This window comes from Paenibacillus sp. J22FR5 (assembly GCF_059691975.1).
Window position 1 is genome coordinate 74,027 of sequence record NZ_JCAUAN010000027.1, and the last position, 21,533, is coordinate 95,559.

General features: G+C 45.1%; 18 protein-coding genes and 1 riboswitch. Of the genes, 12 read left to right on the forward strand and 6 right to left on the reverse strand.

Annotation, left to right across the window (positions count from 1 at the left end; genetic code table 11):
- The 5 genes from sbnA to bcp all read left to right on the forward strand — a co-directional run bounded on the left by sbnA (nt 1) and on the right by bcp (nt 5,193).
- Nucleotides 1-966 carry a 2,3-diaminopropionate biosynthesis protein SbnA gene (gene sbnA / locus AC58P7_RS25980; protein ID WP_497348146.1) on the forward strand — a complete coding sequence of 322 codons (966 nt, stop codon included), beginning with the start codon at nt 1-3 and terminating at the stop codon, nt 964-966.
- A 17-nt stretch (nt 967-983) separates the two neighbouring features.
- On the forward strand, nt 984-1,979 hold the full coding sequence (locus AC58P7_RS25985; RefSeq protein WP_497348148.1) for a 2,3-diaminopropionate biosynthesis protein SbnB: 996 nt from the start codon (nt 984-986) through the stop codon (nt 1,977-1,979).
- A gap of 333 nt (nt 1,980-2,312) precedes the next feature.
- Complete coding sequence (locus AC58P7_RS25990; protein WP_497348179.1) at nt 2,313-3,587, forward strand: phytoene desaturase family protein; 1,275 nt, start codon at nt 2,313-2,315, stop codon at nt 3,585-3,587.
- A 57-nt stretch (nt 3,588-3,644) separates the two neighbouring features.
- Nucleotides 3,645-4,574, forward strand: coding sequence for an RNA polymerase sigma-70 factor (locus AC58P7_RS25995; protein WP_497348150.1), 930 nt, complete (start codon nt 3,645-3,647; stop codon nt 4,572-4,574).
- 136 nt (nt 4,575-4,710) lie between these two features.
- Nucleotides 4,711-5,193, forward strand: a complete 483-nt coding sequence (gene bcp, locus AC58P7_RS26000) for a thioredoxin-dependent thiol peroxidase (protein WP_497348152.1) — start codon at nt 4,711-4,713, stop codon at nt 5,191-5,193.
- A 57-nt stretch (nt 5,194-5,250) separates the two neighbouring features.
- Here bcp and AC58P7_RS26005 read toward each other — a convergent pair whose 3' ends face one another.
- From AC58P7_RS26005 to AC58P7_RS26030, 6 genes are all read right to left on the reverse strand, one after another.
- Nucleotides 5,251-5,688 carry an SUKH-3 domain-containing protein gene (locus AC58P7_RS26005; RefSeq protein ID WP_497348154.1) on the reverse strand — a complete coding sequence of 146 codons (438 nt, stop codon included), beginning with the start codon at nt 5,686-5,688 and terminating at the stop codon, nt 5,251-5,253.
- 374 nt (nt 5,689-6,062) lie between these two features.
- Entirely contained in the window at nt 6,063-6,386 is a 324-nt protein-coding gene (locus AC58P7_RS26010; RefSeq protein WP_497348156.1) for a DUF6572 domain-containing protein, read from the reverse strand.
- An 18-nt stretch (nt 6,387-6,404) separates the two neighbouring features.
- Nucleotides 6,405-6,743, reverse strand: coding sequence for a hypothetical protein (locus AC58P7_RS26015; protein ID WP_497348157.1), 339 nt, complete (start codon nt 6,741-6,743; stop codon nt 6,405-6,407).
- Between the two features lie 105 nt (nt 6,744-6,848).
- Nucleotides 6,849-7,466 (reverse strand): DUF4291 domain-containing protein, encoded by a 618-nt coding sequence (locus AC58P7_RS26020; RefSeq protein ID WP_497348159.1) that lies wholly within the window; start codon nt 7,464-7,466, stop codon nt 6,849-6,851.
- Complete coding sequence (locus AC58P7_RS26025; RefSeq protein ID WP_497348161.1) at nt 7,441-8,004, reverse strand: hypothetical protein; 564 nt, start codon at nt 8,002-8,004, stop codon at nt 7,441-7,443. Before AC58P7_RS26025 ends, AC58P7_RS26020 begins: the two co-directional genes overlap by 26 nt.
- Nucleotides 8,001-10,598 (reverse strand): hypothetical protein, encoded by a 2,598-nt coding sequence (locus AC58P7_RS26030; RefSeq protein ID WP_497348163.1) that lies wholly within the window; start codon nt 10,596-10,598, stop codon nt 8,001-8,003. The genes AC58P7_RS26025 and AC58P7_RS26030 overlap by 4 nt, the downstream gene beginning before the upstream one ends.
- Nucleotides 10,599-10,874: 276 nt before the next feature.
- Here AC58P7_RS26030 and AC58P7_RS26035 point away from each other — a divergent pair, with 276 nt between their 5' ends.
- From AC58P7_RS26035 to AC58P7_RS26065, 7 genes are all read left to right on the forward strand, one after another.
- Nucleotides 10,875-12,341 carry a polysaccharide deacetylase family protein gene (locus tag AC58P7_RS26035; RefSeq protein WP_497348165.1) on the forward strand — a complete coding sequence of 489 codons (1,467 nt, stop codon included), beginning with the start codon at nt 10,875-10,877 and terminating at the stop codon, nt 12,339-12,341.
- A gap of 64 nt (nt 12,342-12,405) precedes the next feature.
- Nucleotides 12,406-13,383 carry an AAA family ATPase gene (locus AC58P7_RS26040; RefSeq protein ID WP_497348167.1) on the forward strand — a complete coding sequence of 326 codons (978 nt, stop codon included), beginning with the start codon at nt 12,406-12,408 and terminating at the stop codon, nt 13,381-13,383.
- Between the two features lie 12 nt (nt 13,384-13,395).
- A complete protein-coding gene (locus AC58P7_RS26045; RefSeq protein ID WP_497348169.1) occupies nt 13,396-14,613 on the forward strand; it encodes a DUF58 domain-containing protein in 1,218 nt (405 codons plus the stop codon).
- Nucleotides 14,600-17,065: a transglutaminase TgpA family protein gene (locus AC58P7_RS26050; RefSeq protein WP_497348171.1), complete on the forward strand. Its 2,466-nt coding sequence runs from the start codon at nt 14,600-14,602 to the stop codon at nt 17,063-17,065. Before AC58P7_RS26045 ends, AC58P7_RS26050 begins: the two co-directional genes overlap by 14 nt.
- Nucleotides 17,066-17,177: 112 nt before the next feature.
- Entirely contained in the window at nt 17,178-18,716 is a 1,539-nt protein-coding gene (gene guaA, locus AC58P7_RS26055; protein ID WP_497348173.1) for a glutamine-hydrolyzing GMP synthase, read from the forward strand.
- Between the two features lie 169 nt (nt 18,717-18,885).
- Nucleotides 18,886-19,248, forward strand: a complete 363-nt coding sequence (locus AC58P7_RS26060; protein WP_497348175.1) for a DUF1304 domain-containing protein — start codon at nt 18,886-18,888, stop codon at nt 19,246-19,248.
- 156 nt (nt 19,249-19,404) lie between these two features.
- Nucleotides 19,405-19,505: riboswitch (purine riboswitch) on the forward strand.
- 233 nt (nt 19,506-19,738) lie between these two features.
- Nucleotides 19,739-21,142 carry an NCS2 family permease gene (locus AC58P7_RS26065; protein ID WP_497348181.1) on the forward strand — a complete coding sequence of 468 codons (1,404 nt, stop codon included), beginning with the start codon at nt 19,739-19,741 and terminating at the stop codon, nt 21,140-21,142.
- Nucleotides 21,143-21,533: the final 391 nt, after the last annotated feature.

The window sequence follows — 21,533 nt, forward strand, 5'->3', positions numbered from 1 at the left end:
ATGGAGCTTGAAGGAGGTATTGTCCACGCAATCGGACGAACGCCGCTTATTCAGTTGTCGCGTTTATTCAAAGATCAGCCCTTTGAGGTGTATGGCAAAATGGAATGGATGAACCCTGGCGGCAGCGCGAAGGATCGGCCAGCTTTGTTTATGCTTCGCGAAGCGATACGGCGTGGCGAGGTGACGAGTGAGAGCGTAATTGTTGAGTCTAGCTCAGGCAACTTGGCGATAAGTCTCGCTCAGCTCTGCCGTTATCTCGGATTGCGATTCATCTGTGTAGTCGATCCCCGAACGACGCAGCAGCATTTGCAGATAATCCGCAGCTTTCACGGGGAAATCGATCTGGTTTCGGAGCCGGATGAAGCGACGGGCGAGTTTTTACCAGCGCGGATTCGGCGAGTAGCTGAGGTTGTGAGGCAAATTCCGAATGCCTATTGGACCAATCAGTACGGCAGCCCGGACAATGCGCTGGCCCATAGCGAGACAACAATGCGTGAAATTGGTGAGCAGCTAGGCGCGATCGACTATTTATTTTGCGGCGTCTCCTCGTGTGGAACGATTAGAGGGTGTATGGATTACATCCGCAGACGTGGTTGGTCCACACAGATTGTGGCGGTGGATGCCGAAGGCAGTGTTATTTTTGGCGGGGAAAAGGGTTCGCGTAAATTCCCTGGACTAGGCGCTGGCATCACGCCAGGCTTGCATCGGCATGATGTTGCGGATAGAGTCGTGTACGTATCCGACAAGGATTGTGTAGAGGGCTGCCGCGCGTTAGTGGCTGAAGAAGCCGTTCTGGCGGGCGCCTCTTCAGGCGGCGTTATTTCGGCGATACGCAGAATGAGCCGTGTGATTCCGCCGGGAGCGGTTTGTGCAGCTATTTTACCAGATCGAGGCGAACGATATTTGAACACCGTGTACAACGACGAATGGGTGCAGAAGGAAATTGGGTACACGCCGAGTAACTAGCATGGGAGACTAGCAGGATGTTGTATTTACAGGATGACCATATCCGAGAAATCGGAATCGATTGGAAGAAGCTCTCCGACATCATTAAGGAAGTCGTTGCGATAGATGATAGCGGGGACTGTGCACACCCCTTGAAGCCATACTTACGCTTTCGTAATCCTCTGAATCGGATTATTGCGATGCCTGCCTATGTAGGCGGTAAAATCGATATGTCGGGTATTAAATGGATTGCGAGTTTTCCTAATAATAGCTTTTTGGGACTACCCCGAGCACATAATACGCTGATTTTGAATAAACCCTCTACGGGTGAGCCTACCGCATTTATCCACAGCGGCTTGTTGAATGGCATGCGAACCGCAGCGGTTAGTGGTGTGATGCTGGGTCATTACGTGGCAGCTAGGCAGCCAATTGATTTACGCATCCTCTTAATTGGGTGGGGGCCGATTGGCAGGCTGCATCTAGAAATGTGTGTCGCTTTATTTGGTGAACGGATTGAACATATCAGCATTTATGATCTAAAGGGTGTCGATCCCGCTACGATTCCTGCAGTTGTTCAAGGGAAGACACAGATTGTGAGCGATTGGCGATCTGGCTACCGCGAGGCCAATGTGATTATGACCTGCACGGTGTCTGCAGAGCGATACATTGATGAGGCTCCACCGCAAGGTGCGCTCCTTCTGAATGTATCGCTCAGAGATTATAAACTGGAAAGTGTGTCGGGCGTGAAGGCGATCATTGTGGATGATTGGCGCGAGGTATGCCGTGAAAATACCGACATCGAACAACTGCACCTCAGGAATAACTTAAATGAATCGGCGGTACGAACCTTAGCGGACGTGGTGCTTCGCAACCAACTAGCTAGTGTGGAGCCTGAGGAGCCCATTTATTTTAATCCGATGGGCTTAGGTATCTTCGATATTGCCATTGCGGGATACTACTGGAAGGAAGCCGTGCGGCTGAACAAGGGCGTTACGTTAGAGGGCAGTCGATTGACCCCACCTACCACTAGTTAATCATGCCTAGGGAGATGTGGAACGACGTTCCGCTATTTCGCCGGAACTCTGCGAATGGAAGAGGTGGCATAACTGTAGCGCTTAGTGGAATAGTTACAAAAGTAAACAGAGGTCGTCTCTGCCCCAGAGGCGGCCTTTGTGTGTTATACACATTTGTCCACAAAGTTACCCACAAGTCAACAGGGTCTAAAGTCCCTGTTGTGTATAACTTATTCGACGCGTATCAACATATCCACACTCTGAGTTATCCACAGAAATTCACCTGTGGATTATATTTTTGTCACAAAACACGCGCCTATTTCGCCTTATAGAAGTAAAGCGAAACGGAGGATGATGAACTTGACAAAATACGACACAGCCGTCATTGGTGGAGGCTTAGCTGGATTCATTGCTGCGATTGAAATAGCGAAAAGTGGCAGAAACGTTGTACTTCTGGAACGATCAGGGCGAATGGGCGGCAGAGCGATGACGATTAAGAAAAACGGTGTGCTTTTCAATCTAGGCGGACATGCGTTATATCGTGCAGGAGATGCCTATCGCATCTTAAAGGAGCTTGGCATTCGCATCGAAGGGGGCGCACCGCCCTCAAAGGTTAACGCGCTGTGGAATAATGATCTTGTACCTATGCCGTCAACTGCGGTCAGCATGCTTACATCGAAGCTGCTCTCCTGGTCCGGGAAACTGGGACTTCTGCGACTCGTCATGCGATTAACTAAAATGAATGTGAGCAAGGTAGGGAACTCAACGCTTAGAGAATGGGCGGAGCAAGAAATTGCCGATCCGATGGTTCGTCATATTTTTTATTCCTTGTGCCGAACAGCTACTTATGCACATGATACAGATCACCAGCTCGCAGGCCCTGTGCTCGCACAGGTACATCGTGCGCTGAAGGGTGTGCTCTACCTCCACGGAGGCTGGCAAACGATTATTGATCAGCTGCAGGAGAAAGCGGTCGGAGCAGGAGTCCACATCCTTAGTGGTTCCGACGTGAAAGAAATCGTTCATGCGAATGGTCAGGTTCAAGGACTTCATCTATCTAATGATCAACGGATCGATGTCTCGCATGTCATCAGCACGGCATCTCCTTCGGAAACCTATAAGCTTGTTTCTAATGCGGAGCATACCATCCTGAAGCAGTGGAAGGAGGAGGCACGCCCCTCGAAAGCAGCGTGTCTTGACCTTGGCTTGAAGAAGCTTCCCGTACATGGTCGGGATTTTGCAATCGCATTGGATCAGCCCATCTACTTCTCCCATCACACCGTGAATGCGAAGCTAAGCGAGGATGATACTTTGGTTGTTCATTTAATTAAATATAATGGACCTGGTGAAAACAATCCCAAGACCGACGAGGACTTACTGAACGGGGCGATGAATACCCTGCATCCCGGGTGGGAACAAGAAGTGGTGGCTAGGCAGTTTTTGCCTAATATAACCGTGGCTCACGACACCCTGCATAGGGGTAAAAGTAATTCTTTCACGGGTCCAGCCGTTGAAGGCATTCGTGGACTGTATGTAGCAGGAGACTGGGTCAGTCATGGCGAAATGCTGGCTGATGCCTCGGCGGCAAGCGCTAGACGCGCGGCCCAAGCTATTTTAAAAACGCCTTAGCTCGCTTAGAATTGTCATATGACCTTAAGATCGAATTAAAATCGGGAGGTGTGCCAGATGGAGACCACAGGTGCAGGAGCTTCCGAACAGATCTATCTGTCCTATAGACCCTTAATGTTCTCTCTAGCGTATCGTATGTTGGGAAGTGTGGTGGATGCGGAAGATGTCGTGCAGGAAGCATTTCTGTATGTCAATGAAACCAATCTGGACCATGTTCACAATCCCAAGGCTTACCTATGCAAAATCGTGACCAACCGCTGTATCGATACCCTACGTTCTGCTAGTAAAAAGCGCGAGGTCTACGTTGGACCTTGGTTGCCTGAGCCATTGATAACAACCTATGACGACCAACAGATCGCCCCAGATCTCGCGTATACACAGAAAGAATCGCTGTCCACCGCCTACCTTTTGCTTCTGCAACAGTTGTCTTGGGTGGAACGGGCGGTTTTCTTGCTTCGCGAGGTTCTGCAGTATGAATACGATGAAATCGCGGAGATTGTGGGCAAAAGCAGCACAAATTGCCGCCAAATTTTCAGACGGGCTAAGAATGCGATAAGCCTGCCGCCAGAGCGAGATGGCGAACCGAGAACAGTACTCAACAAGCCTGTATTGGAACAAACAGCCGCAGTCGTGGAACAATTCGTACACGCTTTAGTTTCAGGGAATCTCGCTCAACTATTAACCATCGTGAAGTCCGATGCAATTTTATACTCTGATGGTGGCGGCAAAGTGAAAGCAGCGATCAACCCAATTATAGGAGCAGAGCGAATTGCCTTGTTCTTGTCTGGTGTTTTGGCCAAAGTGCCTGAGGGCTATCGTTACGTCCTAACAACCGTCAACGAACAAATGGGCATTGTAGCCTATGTGAACGATCAGCCCCATAATGTGTTGACTTTTCAAGTGGCGGATGGACAGATTAAAGGTTTTTATCTCGTTGTGAATCCTGATAAATTGAGACACCTCGAAGCGGGTCGAACAGAAGCATGAGGTCTCATCCTACTTATATAAGGCTGCTCACGAGTCGTTAGTATCCGCAGCAGCTTTTTTTTGTTTGATGTCATCTAGGGAATGTCGCATAATGGATGAAGATAAAAGCTGGATAGCAAGAGGAGAGAGAGCATCATTGAAAAAAGTGAATGAAACAGCAGTAAGCAAGCGTAAGGCACCATCCTTTTCGCTTCCTGCTTCTAACGGGAAGAAAGTTTCTTTAGCCGATTACAAAGGGCGTAAAGTCGTTATTTACTTTTATCCGCAAGACAATACACCGACCTGTACGCAGCAATCCTGCGATTTTCGGGACTATAACGGGAAGTTTGCGGAGTTAGGTGTAGAAGTCATTGGCATTAGCCCAGATGAGCTCAAGTCGCATGATAAATTTATTGCCAAGTACGAGCTGCCGTTCTTACTGCTCTCGGACACTGAGCATAAGGTAGCGGAGAAGTATGGGGTATGGGCGATGAAAAAACTGTACGGACGTGAGTACATGGGCATTATCCGCTCTACTTTTCTCATCAATGAAAAAGGTTATATCGTGAGGGAATGGAGCAAAGTGAGGATTAAAAATCATGTGCAATCCGTGTTGGATGCTGTGATGGAAATGGCGTAGAATGCGCTTATCATGAAAAGCTGCTTCATACATACATCGAAGGGATTCTACATCGCCTTATGTAATTTCTTTAAATTTTCCCCCTTCCACAATTGCTTTTACTGAATCTAAAAAAGCATCGCCTATCAGTGCTAAGTAATCATCAAATGCCCCATACATTTTACCTGAGTTTGAAATCATAAGAATGAGGTGTTCGTTAAACGCCTCTCCAACCACTACAAGGGATTCGTTCACTCTTTCTTCATATGTTTCAACTTTCTCCCTGTATATGTGGCTAGATGCCCGTTTTGCATTAAAGTGTGTCTTGGACAATTCCGTTCTAACCTTATAGGCAGGATGCAGTAGTTCCAATCCACCGAATTTTTTTAAAAAATTTATTGCTGAAGGGAATAAATGATAATTCTCAGTAAGTAATTCTTGCTCGTACTCTAAAATATCAATTGTTCTGGAATCAGTCCACCCAGACTCCTTTAAGATATCTTCAAACTTATTCAAATATCTCACCTCACAGTATCAGTCACTTGTTACAGTAGCCCCATCTGTTGTAACTTTGCAATTATCACTCTTTCTCCCTTTTAAATTTGAAAACTGTAATGCGTAGCACGGTGGGCTTTGGAAAAAGAAACTACATACTAAGCGAACCAACAAGCCGTATCCATTCCTGTGAATAAGCGCAATCTATAGCTTTGTTCTTTACTATGTACGGGCGGCAAGTTAGATAAAAAGAACCACAGGGAGAAATTATCGCTCGACTGTGGTTCGCTTTTTCACTCAATTTTAATTTCTTAAAAGGAAACTTTACTTTCACTAAGTTCCTCTAGGTCTTCAGTTCCAATCATTAAAAGTCACTGGTGGATAAAATTAAAGTATTATCCTGTAATTTCACAACTTAATGTAAATCCTGCATCTGTAATTACCTCATAAGCCTTATTTAAAAATTTTATACCTATTTCCGGGATATCGTGCTTAGAATAAATTTTTATTCCTAAATTCCGACCTTTTGAATCTGGATAACTTTCAAATATATCTCCGCTTTCTATAAAACCTAGGTACATATTAATTTTGTTTTGCAGCATAGTTAAATGCTTACCCTCGTCTTCCCATCCAAGGTCATCAATAATAGCTAAATTAGCTATACCTGTTTCATTATCAACACCAATAGCATCAATCATTTCAAGTTGTTCAAGTGACATCTATCGTACCACCTTTCTTTAGTTGTTTTTTCTAACTACTGTGACTTCAGTTGGGGGGATTTGTGTTCCACCAGTAAAAGGTGGCTTTCCATTTCCTACAACTGTTGCCCCTGATTCTGCAATTTCTGGATGTGCAATTTTTTGATTTTTTGTTAATGGAGCAGTTGCAGAACCTTTAGCTTCGACAATATTTAATTTTCCAGTTGTACTATCAATTCCGATTGCATCAAGTATTGTTTTGGTACCACTCTTATTCGTCGTGACTGTTATTTGCTCAACTACATTATTGTTAGTCGCCTTCATTCCTTCAACAACTTCTTTTTCGTACGCCTTGCCATTAGCATTGTTTTGTTTCAATTGTTCAGCTTTACTAGTCCCCTATGTTGTAAAGTTAACTTTATCTGTCGATAGAAAAAAAAGAACCACAGGAGGGGCAGTTATCACCCCGCTGTGGCACAATACTTAAATTTCCATCCCCAATTTTTCTTTTAGTTTATGATCGATTGGGTATTCAATTTCTAACGGTAATTTATCAATACAAAAATCGCCTAAGTTTATTTCTTGATGCCAAGTGTGTACCTGAGATGTTATATCGGTAATATGGTAAATCCAATCACTCACATAATTCTCAACCAAACTTCCCTTTAATCCAAGCTGTATAGCCCTTCTTTCTATTGGATGTCCATATATATCTCTATCAGGATCCCACTGACATCGAACCTCTGAATGATCTAACTTCATTTTCCAATCTTCGAGTGATGAAAATGAGTTACAATCAAAAGTTGTTGATATCGATTTAGCAAGGATTTCATCAAACCCTTTTCTCGATATATCTATAGCTAATATGCGTTCCTGATTCTGTTTCATTCCCCAACCCGACCTGTACATCATCCATAAAAAGGAAGGTTTAATCCAAGTCATTCTTTCCTTCTTAAAACTTGAACCAAAAGTGTTTAACTCCAATGCTTCCTCAGCAATCTTAGAATTATATGCTTGGTATACCCTGATTGTATCATCGTTATATGATGCTCGAAGTATCCTCACTTCTGATTTCTCACCGTTTCCCAAATAATGATTCATACCTTTCCTTAGCAAGTTTTAGTTTTATTTCATATTCTGTATTACCCTTGTCTAGAAGAATTTGAAATAAAGATATAAGATTTAAGTGCAAGAACTCTTCATTTACATCAATAACGAGTGCATCGGTTAAAAGCATTTCTGCCGTGTTATAATCTTGAATTTTTATAAGTAATGCAGAAAAATCAACATATGCATCAATGAATGTTGGTTCAATTTCTATCGCTGAACAATAATATTTAACGGCATTTTGAGAATTTCCTTTTGTCTCTTCCATCCCCGCAATAAGATAATGATACCTTGCTGAATAATAGTTTGTATCCAGCTTTGTAGCCTCTTCGTAATATACTCCTGCTTTAGCTTTATCATTATTATAAAAATAATAATTGCCCATACATTCAAGTTTTTCGGGGGAATCGTTAGAGTGTCCATATATTTCATCGATATATTTCAAAGTACCTTCTTCTTTATTCAATATACGAGTAGTTATGTCTTGATAATTCCCACTTTTTTCTACAATACTATTTTCGTTTATGTTCATGGAGCCTTCCTCACATTTACAACATTTTTGTTAAACTCATCTAATTGGGTTTTTGGAATACCTAAATTCTTTAAATCTGTACCTTCTAATCCTTCTTTATTAAATTTCACAGCATCAATGCCTTTAGAACCTGCTTGATTAATGGACTCATTCACTAACTTATTATAATATTCTGGTGTTACTTCAAATTCGACAATAACCTCTTTTGTTCCTTCTTTAACAGCTTTGTTATCAAATTCTTTTGCTTTATCTAAGCTTTGAGTTAGATATTTCGAACTGTTTGTACCTGTTATAGCGGGTTGAAGTTCACCAGACTGAATTGTTTTTGCGTACTCTTCTTCACTCATTTTTCTATACACTTTATAACCAGTCGATGAATTCGCAACTTTTTCCGCACCCTCAGAAGAACCACTTTTAAAGTTTTGGACTAAACTGCTAACGTCTTCACCCAAATTACTAACTCCATTATATGCCGTTGTACCACCATGAGCAATCATGGCAGCTCCTGCTACATTTACAGGTACTCCAGGCACTGCACCTACTCCGGTTGCGTCAAGTAAAAGTCCACCAACTTCAGTTGCCGTACCCACAATTGCCTCACCAATGCCACCCACTGTAGCGACTACATCTCCAAATATTTTGCCGGCGGTGTATGATTTAGGATTTTTGTTAGTTGCATCGGTTTGCACGAGTCCCATCGAAACATTAGTTAGTGCGGCATCACCAGCTCCTGTTATGAAAGAGTTTACTTTAGAGATGAAAGAAGTAGAGGTTATCTGGGGTGTATAAGTACTCGTTTGTGGATTGACTTTAACATTGGAATAAGAACTTACTTGGCTTAAAGGGCGATTACCTTCAGGAATGTATTGTTTGGCCTGATCGGGAATCTTACTCCATTGCTCGTCGGACAATCTTGAACTATTGTTTGGTAATTGAGGTGATGAATTTGCCTTGGCTTGTTGGGCTAATTGTGCCTGTTTAGCCATTTCCGCTTGCCGCTCTACTTCAGCACGTCGATTTATTTCGTTTCGAGCCATTTCTCCGTCATAATCTTTACTCTTGGCTAATTTAGATAAACTTGCTCCGCTTTCTTCGCGGAACATTTGAGCTAATTGCTGCTTGGCTGTAGAACTGCCATTTCTGCTTTTTTCATAAAGGTCGTCCCTAATTTCTGCTCGATTCAATTCCTTTAATTCGTCCTTTGCCCAACTAGCGTTGCCATCTTTACTTGAAGCTAGATTAGTAAGATAGACACGTTGGTTTGCGCGTTCATCGGCTTTATCCATCTTAGCAAGCTCCTGTTTCGCCCAAGTAGCATTACCGTCGTTACCTTTACTTATGTTGGTTAAATACGTTCGTTGGTTGGCATCCGCCGCCGCTTTATCCAACTTAGCAAGTTCTTGCTTAGCCCAAGTAGCATTACCGTCGTTACCTTTACTTATGTTGGTGAGATAAGTGCGCTGGTTGGCATCGGCAGCCGCTTTATCTAACTTAGCAAGTTCTTGTTTGGCCCAAGTAGCATTACCGTCGTTACCTTTACTTATGTTGGTGAGATAATCGCGCTGGTTGGCATCTGCCGCCGCTTTATCTAGCTTAGCAAGCTCTTGTTTCGCCCAAGTAGCATTACCGTCGTTACCTTTACTTATGTTGGTGAGATAATCGCGCTGGTTGGCATCTGCCGCCGCTTTATCTAGCTTAGCAAGCTCTTGCTTAGCCCAAGTAGCATTACCGTCGTTACTCTTACTAAGGTTAGTAAGATAATTGCGCTGGTTGGCATCAGCAGCTGCTTTATCCATGTTGGCAAGTTCTTGCTTAGCCCAAGTAGCATTGCCGTCGTTACCTTTGCTTAGGTTGGTTAAATAAGCACGCTGATTGGCTTCTTGAGATTCTTTACTGATTTGTGGAGTAGAGCTAATCTTTGAATCACTAACCGAGATATTGATAACTGTACCTGAGCTTTTGCTGACTACTGAAGTGAGAACAGGAGGGGAGGCAGGTTGGGATAGTTTGGTCAATTCTTGTTTCGCCCAAGCGGCATTGCCATCATTACCTGTGCTCAGGTTAGTTAAATACGTTCGTTGGTTAGCATCGGCAGCCGCTTTATCCATGTTGGCGAGCTCTTGCTTTGCCCAAGCAGCGTTACCGTCGTTACCTTTACTTAAGTTAGTTAGATAAGTACGTTGGTTAGCATCGGAGTCTGATTTAGATGTTGAAACGGAAGATGTAACTTTGGTGTCGCTTACTGCAAGATTAACCAAGGTGCCTTTGTTAATGCTGGTTGGTGAAATAGAAGTAGTGGAGGTGGTTTTCGTTGATGTTGTGGTCGGAGTAGTTACAACATTCACTGTTGATGGATTGTTGTATGAAACGACATTTTGTGACTGATTGTAAGTGACTTGATTAGGTTTGGGTTGAACAACGGGTAAAGATACAACAGGGGTTGGAGTAGGCTTTGGTACTACTACTGGTGCAGGTGTCGGTTTTTCGACGGTAGCTCCGGCAAGTTGCGATTTTGCCCATTCTCCATTTCCTCCTCCAGCTTTGATAAGATTGTTTAAATAATCATACTGATTTTGTGAGATAGTTTGTCCCATTTTTGATAAATAACCTCCATGTCATTAGGGATGTTGAATGTTCCTCCGTGAACGATTCAATTTTTACACATAGACAGTTTAAAGGTTAATCGACCTTAATCTAATAAAATAGGTAGGATTACCCAATTAAAATGTAAACTTATAGTATCAAAAATAGGTAAATATTACTATATTTATTTTTAGTTTTCCTGTTTTTTTTTGCTGTCATACTCTCACGCCCGCGCCCATATAATCTATCAGATGTCAAAATGATAGAACATGCGGAGGGATCATCGGATGCGCTTACAGGTTCAAGCTCCAAGGAATGGACAGCAACGAATTCAACTAATGGTGGTAGTCTTTTTACTAGTTTCACTTTTCATAGGTCTGATGCCCGCTAAAGCAGCAGAAAGTGATGCTGACCAAGCTACGCAAGAGGTGTATCAGCAGCTTCAAGCAGGAAAGCGACTGAAAAGTGAAAGGACTTACGTAACACCGGAGCAGCCTACTGTGTACTTAACGTTTGATGATGGTCCTAGCAAACTGACGAATCAGGTGCTGGATATTTTAGATAAAGAAGACGTTAAAGCGACGTTTTTCGTACTTGGGGAGCAAGCAAAAGCACATCCGGATGAACTCAAAAGAATCGTGAAAGACGGTCATGCCATTGGCAATCATACCTATGATCATGTTTATAAAGAGCTTTATAGTGATTTTCAAACCTTTTGGGATCAAATTCAGCGCAGTGAGGACGTGATTTCAGATATTGCAGGGATTCGACCGCAGCTCGTCCGTGCCCCTGGCGGGACATCAACGAATTTCGATGCCTATTATTATTACCTGATGGATCAAGCAGGCTATATCATGGAGGACTGGAATGTCGACAGCGGTGACTCCAAGAGAGCGAACGTACCTGTGAATGAGATCTGGCAGACGGTGAAGGCTTCCCCACTTGAACATGAGATTAATATTTTGTTTCACGATGGAACGGGGCATGAATCTTCCGTCCAAGTATTACCCCAAGTGATTAGCTATTACAAAAAGTTAGGATACACGTTCGCTACCTTGACAGATCAGGTTAAACCCAAACAATTCGCTGTCATGAAGCCAAAATGGTCGCGGAATATGAGTTTGAAGCATTTTCAAACGCTGCTGGAACAGACACAACAATATGCAGCCGCTCACCCGAGCCCATCTGTCATCGCGAAGAAGGAAGAGGAAGAGCTCCTCGCTAAGAAATTGGAGGCAGAAGCGGAAGAGAAAGCTAAAGCGAAAAAGGAAGAAGAAGAGGAGGCTGCTCGCGTTCTCTCCAAACAAGCTGCCTTACCTCTGCAAGTTCATGTACTTGGAGGTAATACGTTTACAATTGAACCCTCGATATATAAGCTGCATTCGAATCAAATAGAGCTGCCTCTACGCTATCTCATCGAGAAGATGGGCGGGAAAGTGGAGTGGCATGCAAACACGAAAACAGCCGTTGCCCATTATGGCATCTATGATATGGACTATGATTTAGCAGATAGAAGCATTAGCTTATTTACCTTAGGTAAGCAAACAGCCACTTATTACATAGCAGATATGAAAATGCAGGATAGCCAAATTATCGTACCTTTACGCAAAACGATAGACTCACTAGGCGGCCGAATTACGAATGCCGTGATGGATACGAATAATCGCGAGGTTTCCATGGCGCTGCGACCCTTCTACTTTTTCAAAGAAAATAATAGTATTCTCAAAAACTCTCTATTTGCTATGGGAGGCTAATGTCTAAAAGAGTAGAGAGCTGGAAAAACTAGAAGCATACCCTTATAAAGGAGGCTTCTTGTCTATGGCATCGAAAACCCGAATATTCGATCAACCGCAGCCTCTTGTGGAACGGATGATCATGAACGTAGAGAAAGTGATAGTTGGCAAAAGAGAGACGATAGAGAAAGCATTTATCACTATGTTGAGCGGCGGCCATCTGCTGCTAGAGGACGTTCCTGGTGTAGGCAAAACCATGCTGGCACGCACGTTAGCGAGAACGATCGGTTGCGAGTTTAAGAGAATTCAATGTACACCAGATCTGCTTCCTTCCGATGTGACCGGCGTATCCGTTTTTAATGCAAAAAACAATGAGTTTGAGTTCCGCCCAGGGCCATTGATGACCTCTGTGGTACTTGCTGACGAATGTAATCGGACCTCTCCGAAGACGCAGTCTGCTTTCCTCGAAGCGATGGAAGAGAAACGAGTGACCATTGACGGCACGAGCTATGAGCTGCCGAAGCCATTCGTTGTCATCGCTACGCAAAATCCAATGGATTATGAAGGAACCTATGCCCTGCCGGAAGCACAGATGGATCGGTTTATGATGAAGCTTTCGCTCGGATATCCAACGCATGATCAAGAGATTCTGATGCTGGATAGGCTGCAGGATCGCCACCCATTAGAAAGCTTGAAGCCTGTCATCGTACAGGATGAGTTTGTGCAATTACAGAAAGAAGCTGCCATGATCCATGTGGATAACACGTTGAAAGATTTCATCGTTCGCTTAGCTTTGGCGACCCGAGAACACGCGGATTTTTACATTGGAGCAAGTCCAAGAGCGTCCTATGCCTTGATGCGCGCTGCGCAAACAGCGGCGTATGTGAAAGGAAGAAGCTTTGTTGTTCCGGATGATATCAAAGATTTAGTTCTGCCCGTTTGGACGCATCGGCTTATTCTGACGTCGGATGCTCGGATGATGGGCCGCTCGGCGGAAACGATTCTCCAAAGCTTACTAGATGGCATGCAAACACCAGTTCTTCGTTACGTTAATGCGAAGTAGGGGAGCTGCCATATGAAAAGCTGGGGAAAGACGACGTTGTTGCTCGTAGGTTGTGTGTTGACGATCTTTTTGGCTTATCGTCAAGGTGGATTTGCTGCGTGGTATTTAAGTATCTGCTTATCCTTGATCTGGATTCAAGCGGGTTTGTTTTATGTGTTTGCCTTGAAAGGCATGATGTTGAATCGGCACATGTCTGGGGACGTGTTTCTTTCAGGCGATGATGTCATGATCGTGCTGGAAATTAAGCATCGTTCGCCAGTGCCAATGCCGTGGTTGCTGATCAAAGAGACCTGGATACATGAAGGAAGCGGGAGAAAGTTGATCTATACCAAGCTGCTGCTTCCCTGGTTCCAGAAGACACTCTTGCTTCCTTACAAAATGACCAACCTCATGCGAGGCAGCTACCGATTTGCTCACCTTGAAGCAGTGACGGGGGATCTCTTTGGTTTCGCACTTCGCAAAGTATACAGAGAAGATCTGCAGCGCTACGTCGTATATCCACGTCCGGATGCTTTCGGTCGAAGCGGGATGACGTTTCAATCCGAGGAGGGAGAGATCTCCACGACTCGCGGTGCCAAAGCCGAAACGCCGCTCATCAGCTCCGTTCGTGATTATGTCAGCGGAGACCCGTATCACCGCATTCACTGGAAATCGACGGCTCGCCTGAGCCGTCTAATGACCAAAGACCCCGAGCAGGCCGCCTCCACGAAGTGGATGCTGCTGCTCGATGTAGCGCCTGCGGCGGGCCCAGCGGAGGCGGCGCAGCCGCTGCTGGAGAAGGGCGTCGCCCTCGCGGCGGGCTTCTTCGAAGCCGCTGCCAGCGGGCGAGAGAGCTGCGGCTTCGCCTGCAGCTCTGGAACTACAAGGCGAATCGCACCGACGATTCGCCCTGATCTGACGCTCGCGTACGAAGTACTCGCGAGCGTTGGCGGCAAGCCCGGCATTTCCTTTCCTGACCTCGTCAGGAAAGAGGCGGCAGACTTGCCGCTGCATGCGTCGATACTGTGCATCACATCGACGCTGGATGTGGCGCTGGTGCGCGCGATCGCAGATAGCGGCACCAGGCGCCGAGCTGTGCACGTGATCTACGTGCACGCGCGGCCTTCCCTCTCGGTCGCAGAGCGAGAGGCGGCTTCCCAGCTGCAAGCCGCAGGCTGCAGCTTCACGGAAGTGCCGCATCCGCAGAGCCAGTGGCCATCGCAAGGGGGTGTTGCGGATGCAACCGCTTGAACCGCGCCGCGGACTACACGCGCGCTCTCGTTCGCACTCTTTTTATAAACGATCAGGTACTTCGAGCTCAGTCACTTCACACTCAGGCACTTTGCGCTCAGGTACTTCGCACTTAGGCGCTTCGCACTCAGGTACTACGCACTCTAGCATTTCTCACACCAGCAATCCGCCATCCAATACATCGCTCCCAGACACATCACCTAGATCTTCCCGCAACCCATCCCAGCTCATCTTCCGCGCGGACACGATACCGCCAACTCACAATAATCTCTTCCGAGACAGTCTCATCAGCCTGCTCCTCTTTCTACTCCTCTCGGAATGGTTGCGCCCTTTAGCTTGGATGGCCGATGAGTCGATCCAAATTGGACCTGTCCTTGTTGTGTTTGCTCTCTGCCTTGCACTTGATTGCTTTAGGGTCCCTTATGGATGGGGGTGGCCTGCGAAGTGCAGCATTATCGTGGTATTTATTGGTTATATGTTTAACCGCGAGACATTACTTGCAGGGGGATGGATCATCTCATTGCTAAGAACGTTCGCGCAAGATTTTGTATACATCGTACAAGCTCATTTTGACCTCATCAGCGGCGAAATGCGTACACTTCTATTTCTAATGGGTTGGGCGCTGCTACTTTCAGTCGTTCAAGCACTTATGCTGCAGAGACAGCATAGTCTTTGGTTTGTGATAGCGACTTTGATTTATCTCGTAGGTATACAGCTTGTATTAGGGGCAGATACCGTTCAAGGAATTATACGCACATTAGGCTATGGAATGCTCTTGATGGCTTTACTTAATCTCTCAAGAATCGAACAGACGTATCGTGTGGCATCTACACGAGCAGGAAGTTATTTGCAGTGGCTGATTGTCAGTATGATCTTCGTTGGTATCTTGTCAGGTGTAGGTTGGTTGTCGGCCAAACAAACTGAATCTGCACCACTCATGAAACCGCTAAGTTGGGCGCAATGGTATGATCGCATATTTGAGCTTTATGACGAAGAAACTGGTGTGAGTCCTGCCGTGGCTACTTCTGGTTACGGTCAAAATGACACTTCTCTGGGAGGTCCACTCCAAGTGGACACCTCGCCTGTGTTTACGGCCAAAACATCGAAATTAACCTACTGGCGCGGCGAATCCAAAAGCTACTACGATGGCAAAGGCTGGACACAGCCTATTCAAAAGCTGGAACCCTTTGTGGCTGCGAATCCAACGTCAGCGCTACCTGTCGTGGAGCAGGAAATTCTGCCCAATGGGAAGTCATCCAATAAACAATTGTTCGTAGGTGGTCAACTGCGGAGCGTGGACATGTTACTGAATGAGAAGGGGAAGCCGATAGTATCGAGTAGTCTTCTGACTTCCGAAACGAGTGGCAAAATCACTTTGCCAGAGATCGCTGACTCGTTATCCTATTACAAAATAACCGTTCAACCGGTCAAAGAAAATCCAGATCTTTTGAACACTGATATCGGTCCATACCCGGAAGAGATTGCGAACGAATATTTGCAATTACCAGCGACGCTGCCGCGGACTGTGCGGAATACGGCTGAACAAGTCACCGAAAACCGATTGACTCCCTATGCCAAAGCTGTGGCCGTTGAACAGTATTTGAGTAAAACCTTTACCTATAGTCTCGAAAAGCCAACTAATCCCAGCCGCAGCGAGGATTTCGTCAGTCATTTCCTGTTTGTAGACCATACAGGGTATTGTGATCATTTTTCCACGGCAATGGTTGTCATGCTTCGTTCTGTCGGTGTACCCGCTCGGTGGGTAAAGGGATTTGCTCCAGGATCAGCAGGCTCCAGCGATGAAAATGGGCTGCAAGAAGTCGTCGTCCGCAATCAAGATGCGCATTCGTGGGTTGAAGTGTATTTCCCGTCGATGGGGTGGGTACCGTTCGAGCCAACGCCTGGCTTTTCAGGCATTTCCCCAGATCAACCGAGAGATATTTTGACGACAGCAGCTATGGAGCAATTAGGGATGACAGCATCTCTCACCAACACGCCGGTGTCTGTCATTACGAAGTCAAGTGAATGGTTGCACACGATGAAGAATAATCTCATCCAATTAGTAAAGGCTTATAAGAGTGCTGTTTTCGTTCTAATCGGCAGCATTTGTTTGATGGTGGGTCTGATGCTTATTCTTCGTCGCCATGGGTATTTGCTGCAGGGGTCGGTAAAGCTCCCAAGCTATAGCGAGGGATCTCCTCTTACTCATTCTCTTACGCCATATATGGATCGTTTGTGGAGACAGCTTTTCCGCAAATACGGTGCTAAGCCCGCTAACCAAACGGTACGCGAATATGTCATGAACCTTCAAATGATGCATCCAGGGCAGCAGCAAGCACTGCTCTCTTTTGCCCAAATCTATGAAAGTGTCCGCTATGACCCAGCTCGCGCCTTCGCCTATTCGAAGCAGGAAATTACAGCGATTTGGAAAGCCATTCAAAAGACACATTAAATCCCCTTTACATCCTAGGTGCCTAATGTTTAAAATTAGTACCTAGAAATAGCGGTAAGTGGACAAGGGTTCGCCCAAAGCTTCAATCGCTATGAACCTAGGAGGTCGGATAATGAGTAAACCAAGTGAATTGATCGTCGTTTTAGATTTTGGAGGCCAATATAATCAACTGATTGCTAGACGAATCCGTGATTTGGGCGTATATAGCGAATTGCTGCCGCACAATACAACGGTTGATAAAATTCGTGAGATTAACCCAAAAGGGATCGTGTTCTCCGGCGGACCTGCAAGCGTATATGGCGAAGGAGCTCCTTCGGTAGATGCTGGCATTTTCGATTTGGGTATTCCAATTTTAGGCATTTGCTATGGGATGCAGCTGATTGCACACCAATTGAGCGGGAAAGTGGAACGCGCACATACACGTGAATACGGGAAAGCGGATCTGCTATTCTCGAATGAAAGCCCGCTTGTCAAAGGTCTTGAAGCGAACCAAACAGTATGGATGAGTCACGGTGACCATGTTTCCGTTTTACCTGATGGCTTTGTCGTTGAGGCAAGCACGGAATCCCTTCCAATTGCTGCAATGAGCAACCGTGATCGCAAAATTCATGCTGTACAGTTCCATCCTGAAGTTCGTCATTCAGTTCAAGGAAACGAAATGATTCGCAACTTCATTTATGAAGTATGTGGTTGTGTCGGCGATTGGACGATGTCCTCTTTCGTGGAAGATATGATTAAAGAGCTTCGTGCAGAAGTTGGCGATAAAAAGGTGCTTTGCGCACTTAGCGGCGGCGTAGATTCATCCGTTGTAGCGATTCTGCTTCACAAAGCGATTGGCGCACAATTGACTTGTATGTTCATTGATCATGGTCTACTCCGTCAAGGTGAAGGCGAAAGCGTGATGGAGACGTTTGTCGGCAAATTTGATATGAAAGTTGTCAAAATCGATGCGAAAGATCGTTTCCTCGGCAAATTGGCTGGCGTAGCGGATCCAGAGCAAAAACGTAAAATCATCGGCACTGAATTCATTCGCGTGTTCGAAGAAGAATCAAGCAAGTTTGATGACTTCACTTTCTTGGCACAGGGCACGTTGTACACAGATATCGTTGAAAGTGGTACGGCTACCGCGCAAACGATCAAATCCCATCATAACGTTGGCGGCCTACCGAAAGATATGAAGTTCAAGCTTATCGAACCATTGAAAACACTATTCAAAGACGAAGTGCGTAAAGTAGGCGAAGAGTGTGGTCTTCCTTCCGCGATCGTGTGGAGACAGCCATTCCCAGGTCCTGGATTAGCTATTCGTGTTCTAGGTGAAGTTACCGAGGATAAACTGAAAATTGTTCGTGAATCCGACGCCATCCTGCGTGATGAAATCGCCAAAGCTGGCCTAGATCGTGAGATCTGGCAGTACTTCACAGCACTTCCAGGTATGAAAAGTGTAGGTGTTATGGGTGATGGAAGAACCTATTCATATGCCGTAGGTATCCGTGCAGTTACGTCCATTGACGGTATGACTGCCGACTGGGCACGTATCCCTTGGGATGTGCTTGAGAAGATTTCCGTGCGTATCGTAAATGAGGTTGAGAACGTGAATCGTATCGTGTATGACATCACGTCCAAGCCGCCAGCTACGATTGAGTGGGAATAGTACGTGCAGATCAATCTGCGCCAATAGCGTGAAAGAAGGACTCTCTTTAAGCTGCGATCTACAGCTGGAAGAGAGTCCTTTATTTTGAGTTTTTGAGCGAAATTATTGGATTAATATGTTACATTATAAAGAAACCCAATATGTTGGAGCTCTCAATGGAGGATTAGTTATGGTTATGATTTCATCTATTTTGGTCGGTCTTGTTGCGCTAGAGCACTTATATATCCTGGTACTGGAAATGTTCCTATGGACGACACCGCGCGCGATGAAGTCGTTCGGTATGACGAAGGATAATGCACAGATCACCAAGAGCTTGGCCGCGAATCAAGGGCTGTACAATGGTTTTTTGGCAGCAGGTCTCGTATGGGGTCTTGTCCATCCGGACGCTTCTATAGGGCGTTCGATTGAGGTTTTTTTCCTCGCATGTGTGCTCGTCGCAGCCATATTCGGAGGCGCCACAGCGAAAAAATCGATTCTACTCGTCCAAGGGCTGCCTGCTCTGATTGCTCTTGTTTTTGTTCTTCTTACCTAGCAGCATTGACTACAATCGATGGTACGCTCAAGCCGCTAACTACCATTGAATGGGAATATGAATTTAAATTAGAAAAAAGACGAACGATCTTTGGGATTTTACCCAGATAATGTTCGTCTTATTTTATTGACACTTGATCAATTCCCAACTAAAATATGAAATTGGATAACAGTTTTTCGTATAATCTCGGGAATTGGCCTGGGAGTTTCTACGAGATCACCGCAAATGATCTGGCTACGAAAAAAAGGAACGGTATCCGTATGAGTTTTTACTTGCGACTTCACATTCTGAAGGCAGCCCTCATATGGACGGCTCCTTTTTCGTACCCGGAATCAGGCAACATGATTCCGGGTTTTTTGCTGTTCCCAGATAGCATATATGGTTACTTTTGCTTCGCAGAACCTTGGTAAACGCGCGCGTCCTAGAAGGACAACAGGGGCGTTTATCCTTGGTTCCCCACCATTCGTTTAGGAGGAGTAGGAAAATGGATTTGGATCGTTTTTTTAAGTTGAAACAAAATGGCACGACTGTAAGAACAGAAATCATGGCGGGGATTACGACGTTCATGACAATGGCTTACATCCTTGCGGTAAATCCAGATGTATTAAGTGCTTTTAAGTCAGGTGCAACTGGCGGAGACTGGACTTCCATTTTCTTAGCAACAGCTATTGCAGCGGGCGTTATGACGATCGCAATGGGACTTTTCGTAAACTTCCCAGTAGCACTAGCACCGGGAATGGGCTTGAATGCGTACTTTGCGACGATCATTTTGACCTCACAAGGTAAATTCACGTTTTCGATGGCGCTCACGGCCGTGTTTATTTCAGGGATTATCTTTATCATCCTAACGGTTACGAAAATTCGTCAAATGCTTCTAGTCGCTATCCCAGATAGCTTGAAGCATGCGATCACAGTGGGGATTGGTTTGTTTATTGCCATGATCGGTTTCAAAAACAGCGGTATTCTAAGCGTTGCAGTTGAAGCGGGCAATGATCTTAAAGCACATCAATATACAGAGGTTCTTTCTTTTGAAACGATCTTTCACTTAGGTTCATTAGAAGATAAAGGTGTTATTTTAACCATTATCGGAATCTTGCTGATTTCTATTCTAATGGTATTACGTGTTCGTGGAGCGATTCTGTTCGGTATTCTAGGCACGACGGTTGTTGGCTATTTCATGGGTATGGTTGATCTAGGTACACTAACTAGCGACAAAACAACTTGGGTACCAGATATGTCCAAGCTGCGTTTTGCTGATTTTGATTTCGCAGGCATTATGACAACGGGGATCGTTTCTGTCATTGCTACATTTACGTTCGTTGAGTTATTTGATACTTTCGGTACCATGGTCGGAACTGCATCCCGTGCAGGTATTATGAAGAATAAAGAAGAAGGCAATAAACGCGTAGGTAAAGCGATGTTCGTTGATGCGATTGGTGTAAGCGGCGGCGCCTTGGTTGGTACAAGTACAGTAACTGCATTCGTAGAGAGCGCAGCAGGAGTAGCAGAGGGTGGACGTACAGGTTTAACAGCCGTGACAACAGGCGTATGCTTCTTGCTTGCTCTGTTCTTGGCACCAATTGCTATGTTGATTCCTGGTTCTGCAACTGCGGCGGCGTTAATCGTTGTTGGTGTTCTTATGGTTCAATCCATTAAAGAGATCGACTTCCAAGACTTCGTTATCGCGATCCCAGCGTTCCTTACGATTGTGTTAATGCCTTTCACATACAACATTGCGAACGGGATTTCCTTCGGAATCGTTACGTACGTAGTTCTAGCTACAGCAGCTAATTTAGGTGGCAAAAGTGAGAAGAAATATAGCGTCCACTGGTTAATGTGGATTCTAGCCCTTCTAATCATTGCTCGATACGTCTTTATTGGAAGCCAAGGTTAAAATAAGTAGAGGCTCTGGTGCATCATGTGCCAGTGCCTTTTTTTATCCGTTTTTTTCCATGTATAAAAAGCTTGCAATCCCTTGGAGGATTTGTTATATTACTCGTTGTCGCTTCGGCGGTCGAACGAAAGAACGAAAGAAATTGAAAAAAAGTTCTTGCATTCGAATGAGCTGATATGGTATATTACTTCTCGCTGCTTCGGTAACACGGCAGTGAACGAAAGAAATTGATCTTTGAAAACTGAACAACGAGTGAGTAAGCACGAACGAGAAATCGTTCAAAAAAGAGATTGCAAAATCTCGCTAGCAACGCAAATGAGCAATTAAGCTTTCAGATATACGGACAAGCAATTGTCCACTATTATGGAGAGTTTGATCCTGGCTCAGGACG

What these genes read in the sequence shown, in the direction of transcription:
- sbnA (WP_497348146.1), top strand. Translation starts at nt 1, where the DNA reads ATGGAGCTTGAAGGAGGTATTGTCCACGCAATCGGACGAACGCCGCTT.
- AC58P7_RS25985 (WP_497348148.1), top strand. Translation starts at nt 984, where the DNA reads ATGTTGTATTTACAGGATGACCATATCCGAGAAATCGGAATCGATTGG.
- AC58P7_RS25990 (WP_497348179.1), top strand. Translation starts at nt 2,313, where the DNA reads ATGAACTTGACAAAATACGACACAGCCGTCATTGGTGGAGGCTTAGCT.
- AC58P7_RS25995 (WP_497348150.1), top strand. Translation starts at nt 3,645, where the DNA reads ATGGAGACCACAGGTGCAGGAGCTTCCGAACAGATCTATCTGTCCTAT.
- AC58P7_RS26010 (WP_497348156.1), bottom strand. Translation starts at nt 6,386, where the DNA reads ATGTCACTTGAACAACTTGAAATGATTGATGCTATTGGTGTTGATAAT.
- AC58P7_RS26020 (WP_497348159.1), bottom strand. Translation starts at nt 7,466, where the DNA reads ATGAATCATTATTTGGGAAACGGTGAGAAATCAGAAGTGAGGATACTT.
- AC58P7_RS26025 (WP_497348161.1), bottom strand. Translation starts at nt 8,004, where the DNA reads ATGAACATAAACGAAAATAGTATTGTAGAAAAAAGTGGGAATTATCAA.
- AC58P7_RS26030 (WP_497348163.1), bottom strand. Translation starts at nt 10,598, where the DNA reads ATGGGACAAACTATCTCACAAAATCAGTATGATTATTTAAACAATCTT.
- AC58P7_RS26035 (WP_497348165.1), top strand. Translation starts at nt 10,875, where the DNA reads ATGCGCTTACAGGTTCAAGCTCCAAGGAATGGACAGCAACGAATTCAA.
- AC58P7_RS26040 (WP_497348167.1), top strand. Translation starts at nt 12,406, where the DNA reads ATGGCATCGAAAACCCGAATATTCGATCAACCGCAGCCTCTTGTGGAA.
- AC58P7_RS26045 (WP_497348169.1), top strand. Translation starts at nt 13,396, where the DNA reads ATGAAAAGCTGGGGAAAGACGACGTTGTTGCTCGTAGGTTGTGTGTTG.
- AC58P7_RS26050 (WP_497348171.1), top strand. Translation starts at nt 14,600, where the DNA reads ATGCAACCGCTTGAACCGCGCCGCGGACTACACGCGCGCTCTCGTTCG.
- guaA (WP_497348173.1), top strand. Translation starts at nt 17,178, where the DNA reads ATGAGTAAACCAAGTGAATTGATCGTCGTTTTAGATTTTGGAGGCCAA.
- AC58P7_RS26060 (WP_497348175.1), top strand. Translation starts at nt 18,886, where the DNA reads ATGGTTATGATTTCATCTATTTTGGTCGGTCTTGTTGCGCTAGAGCAC.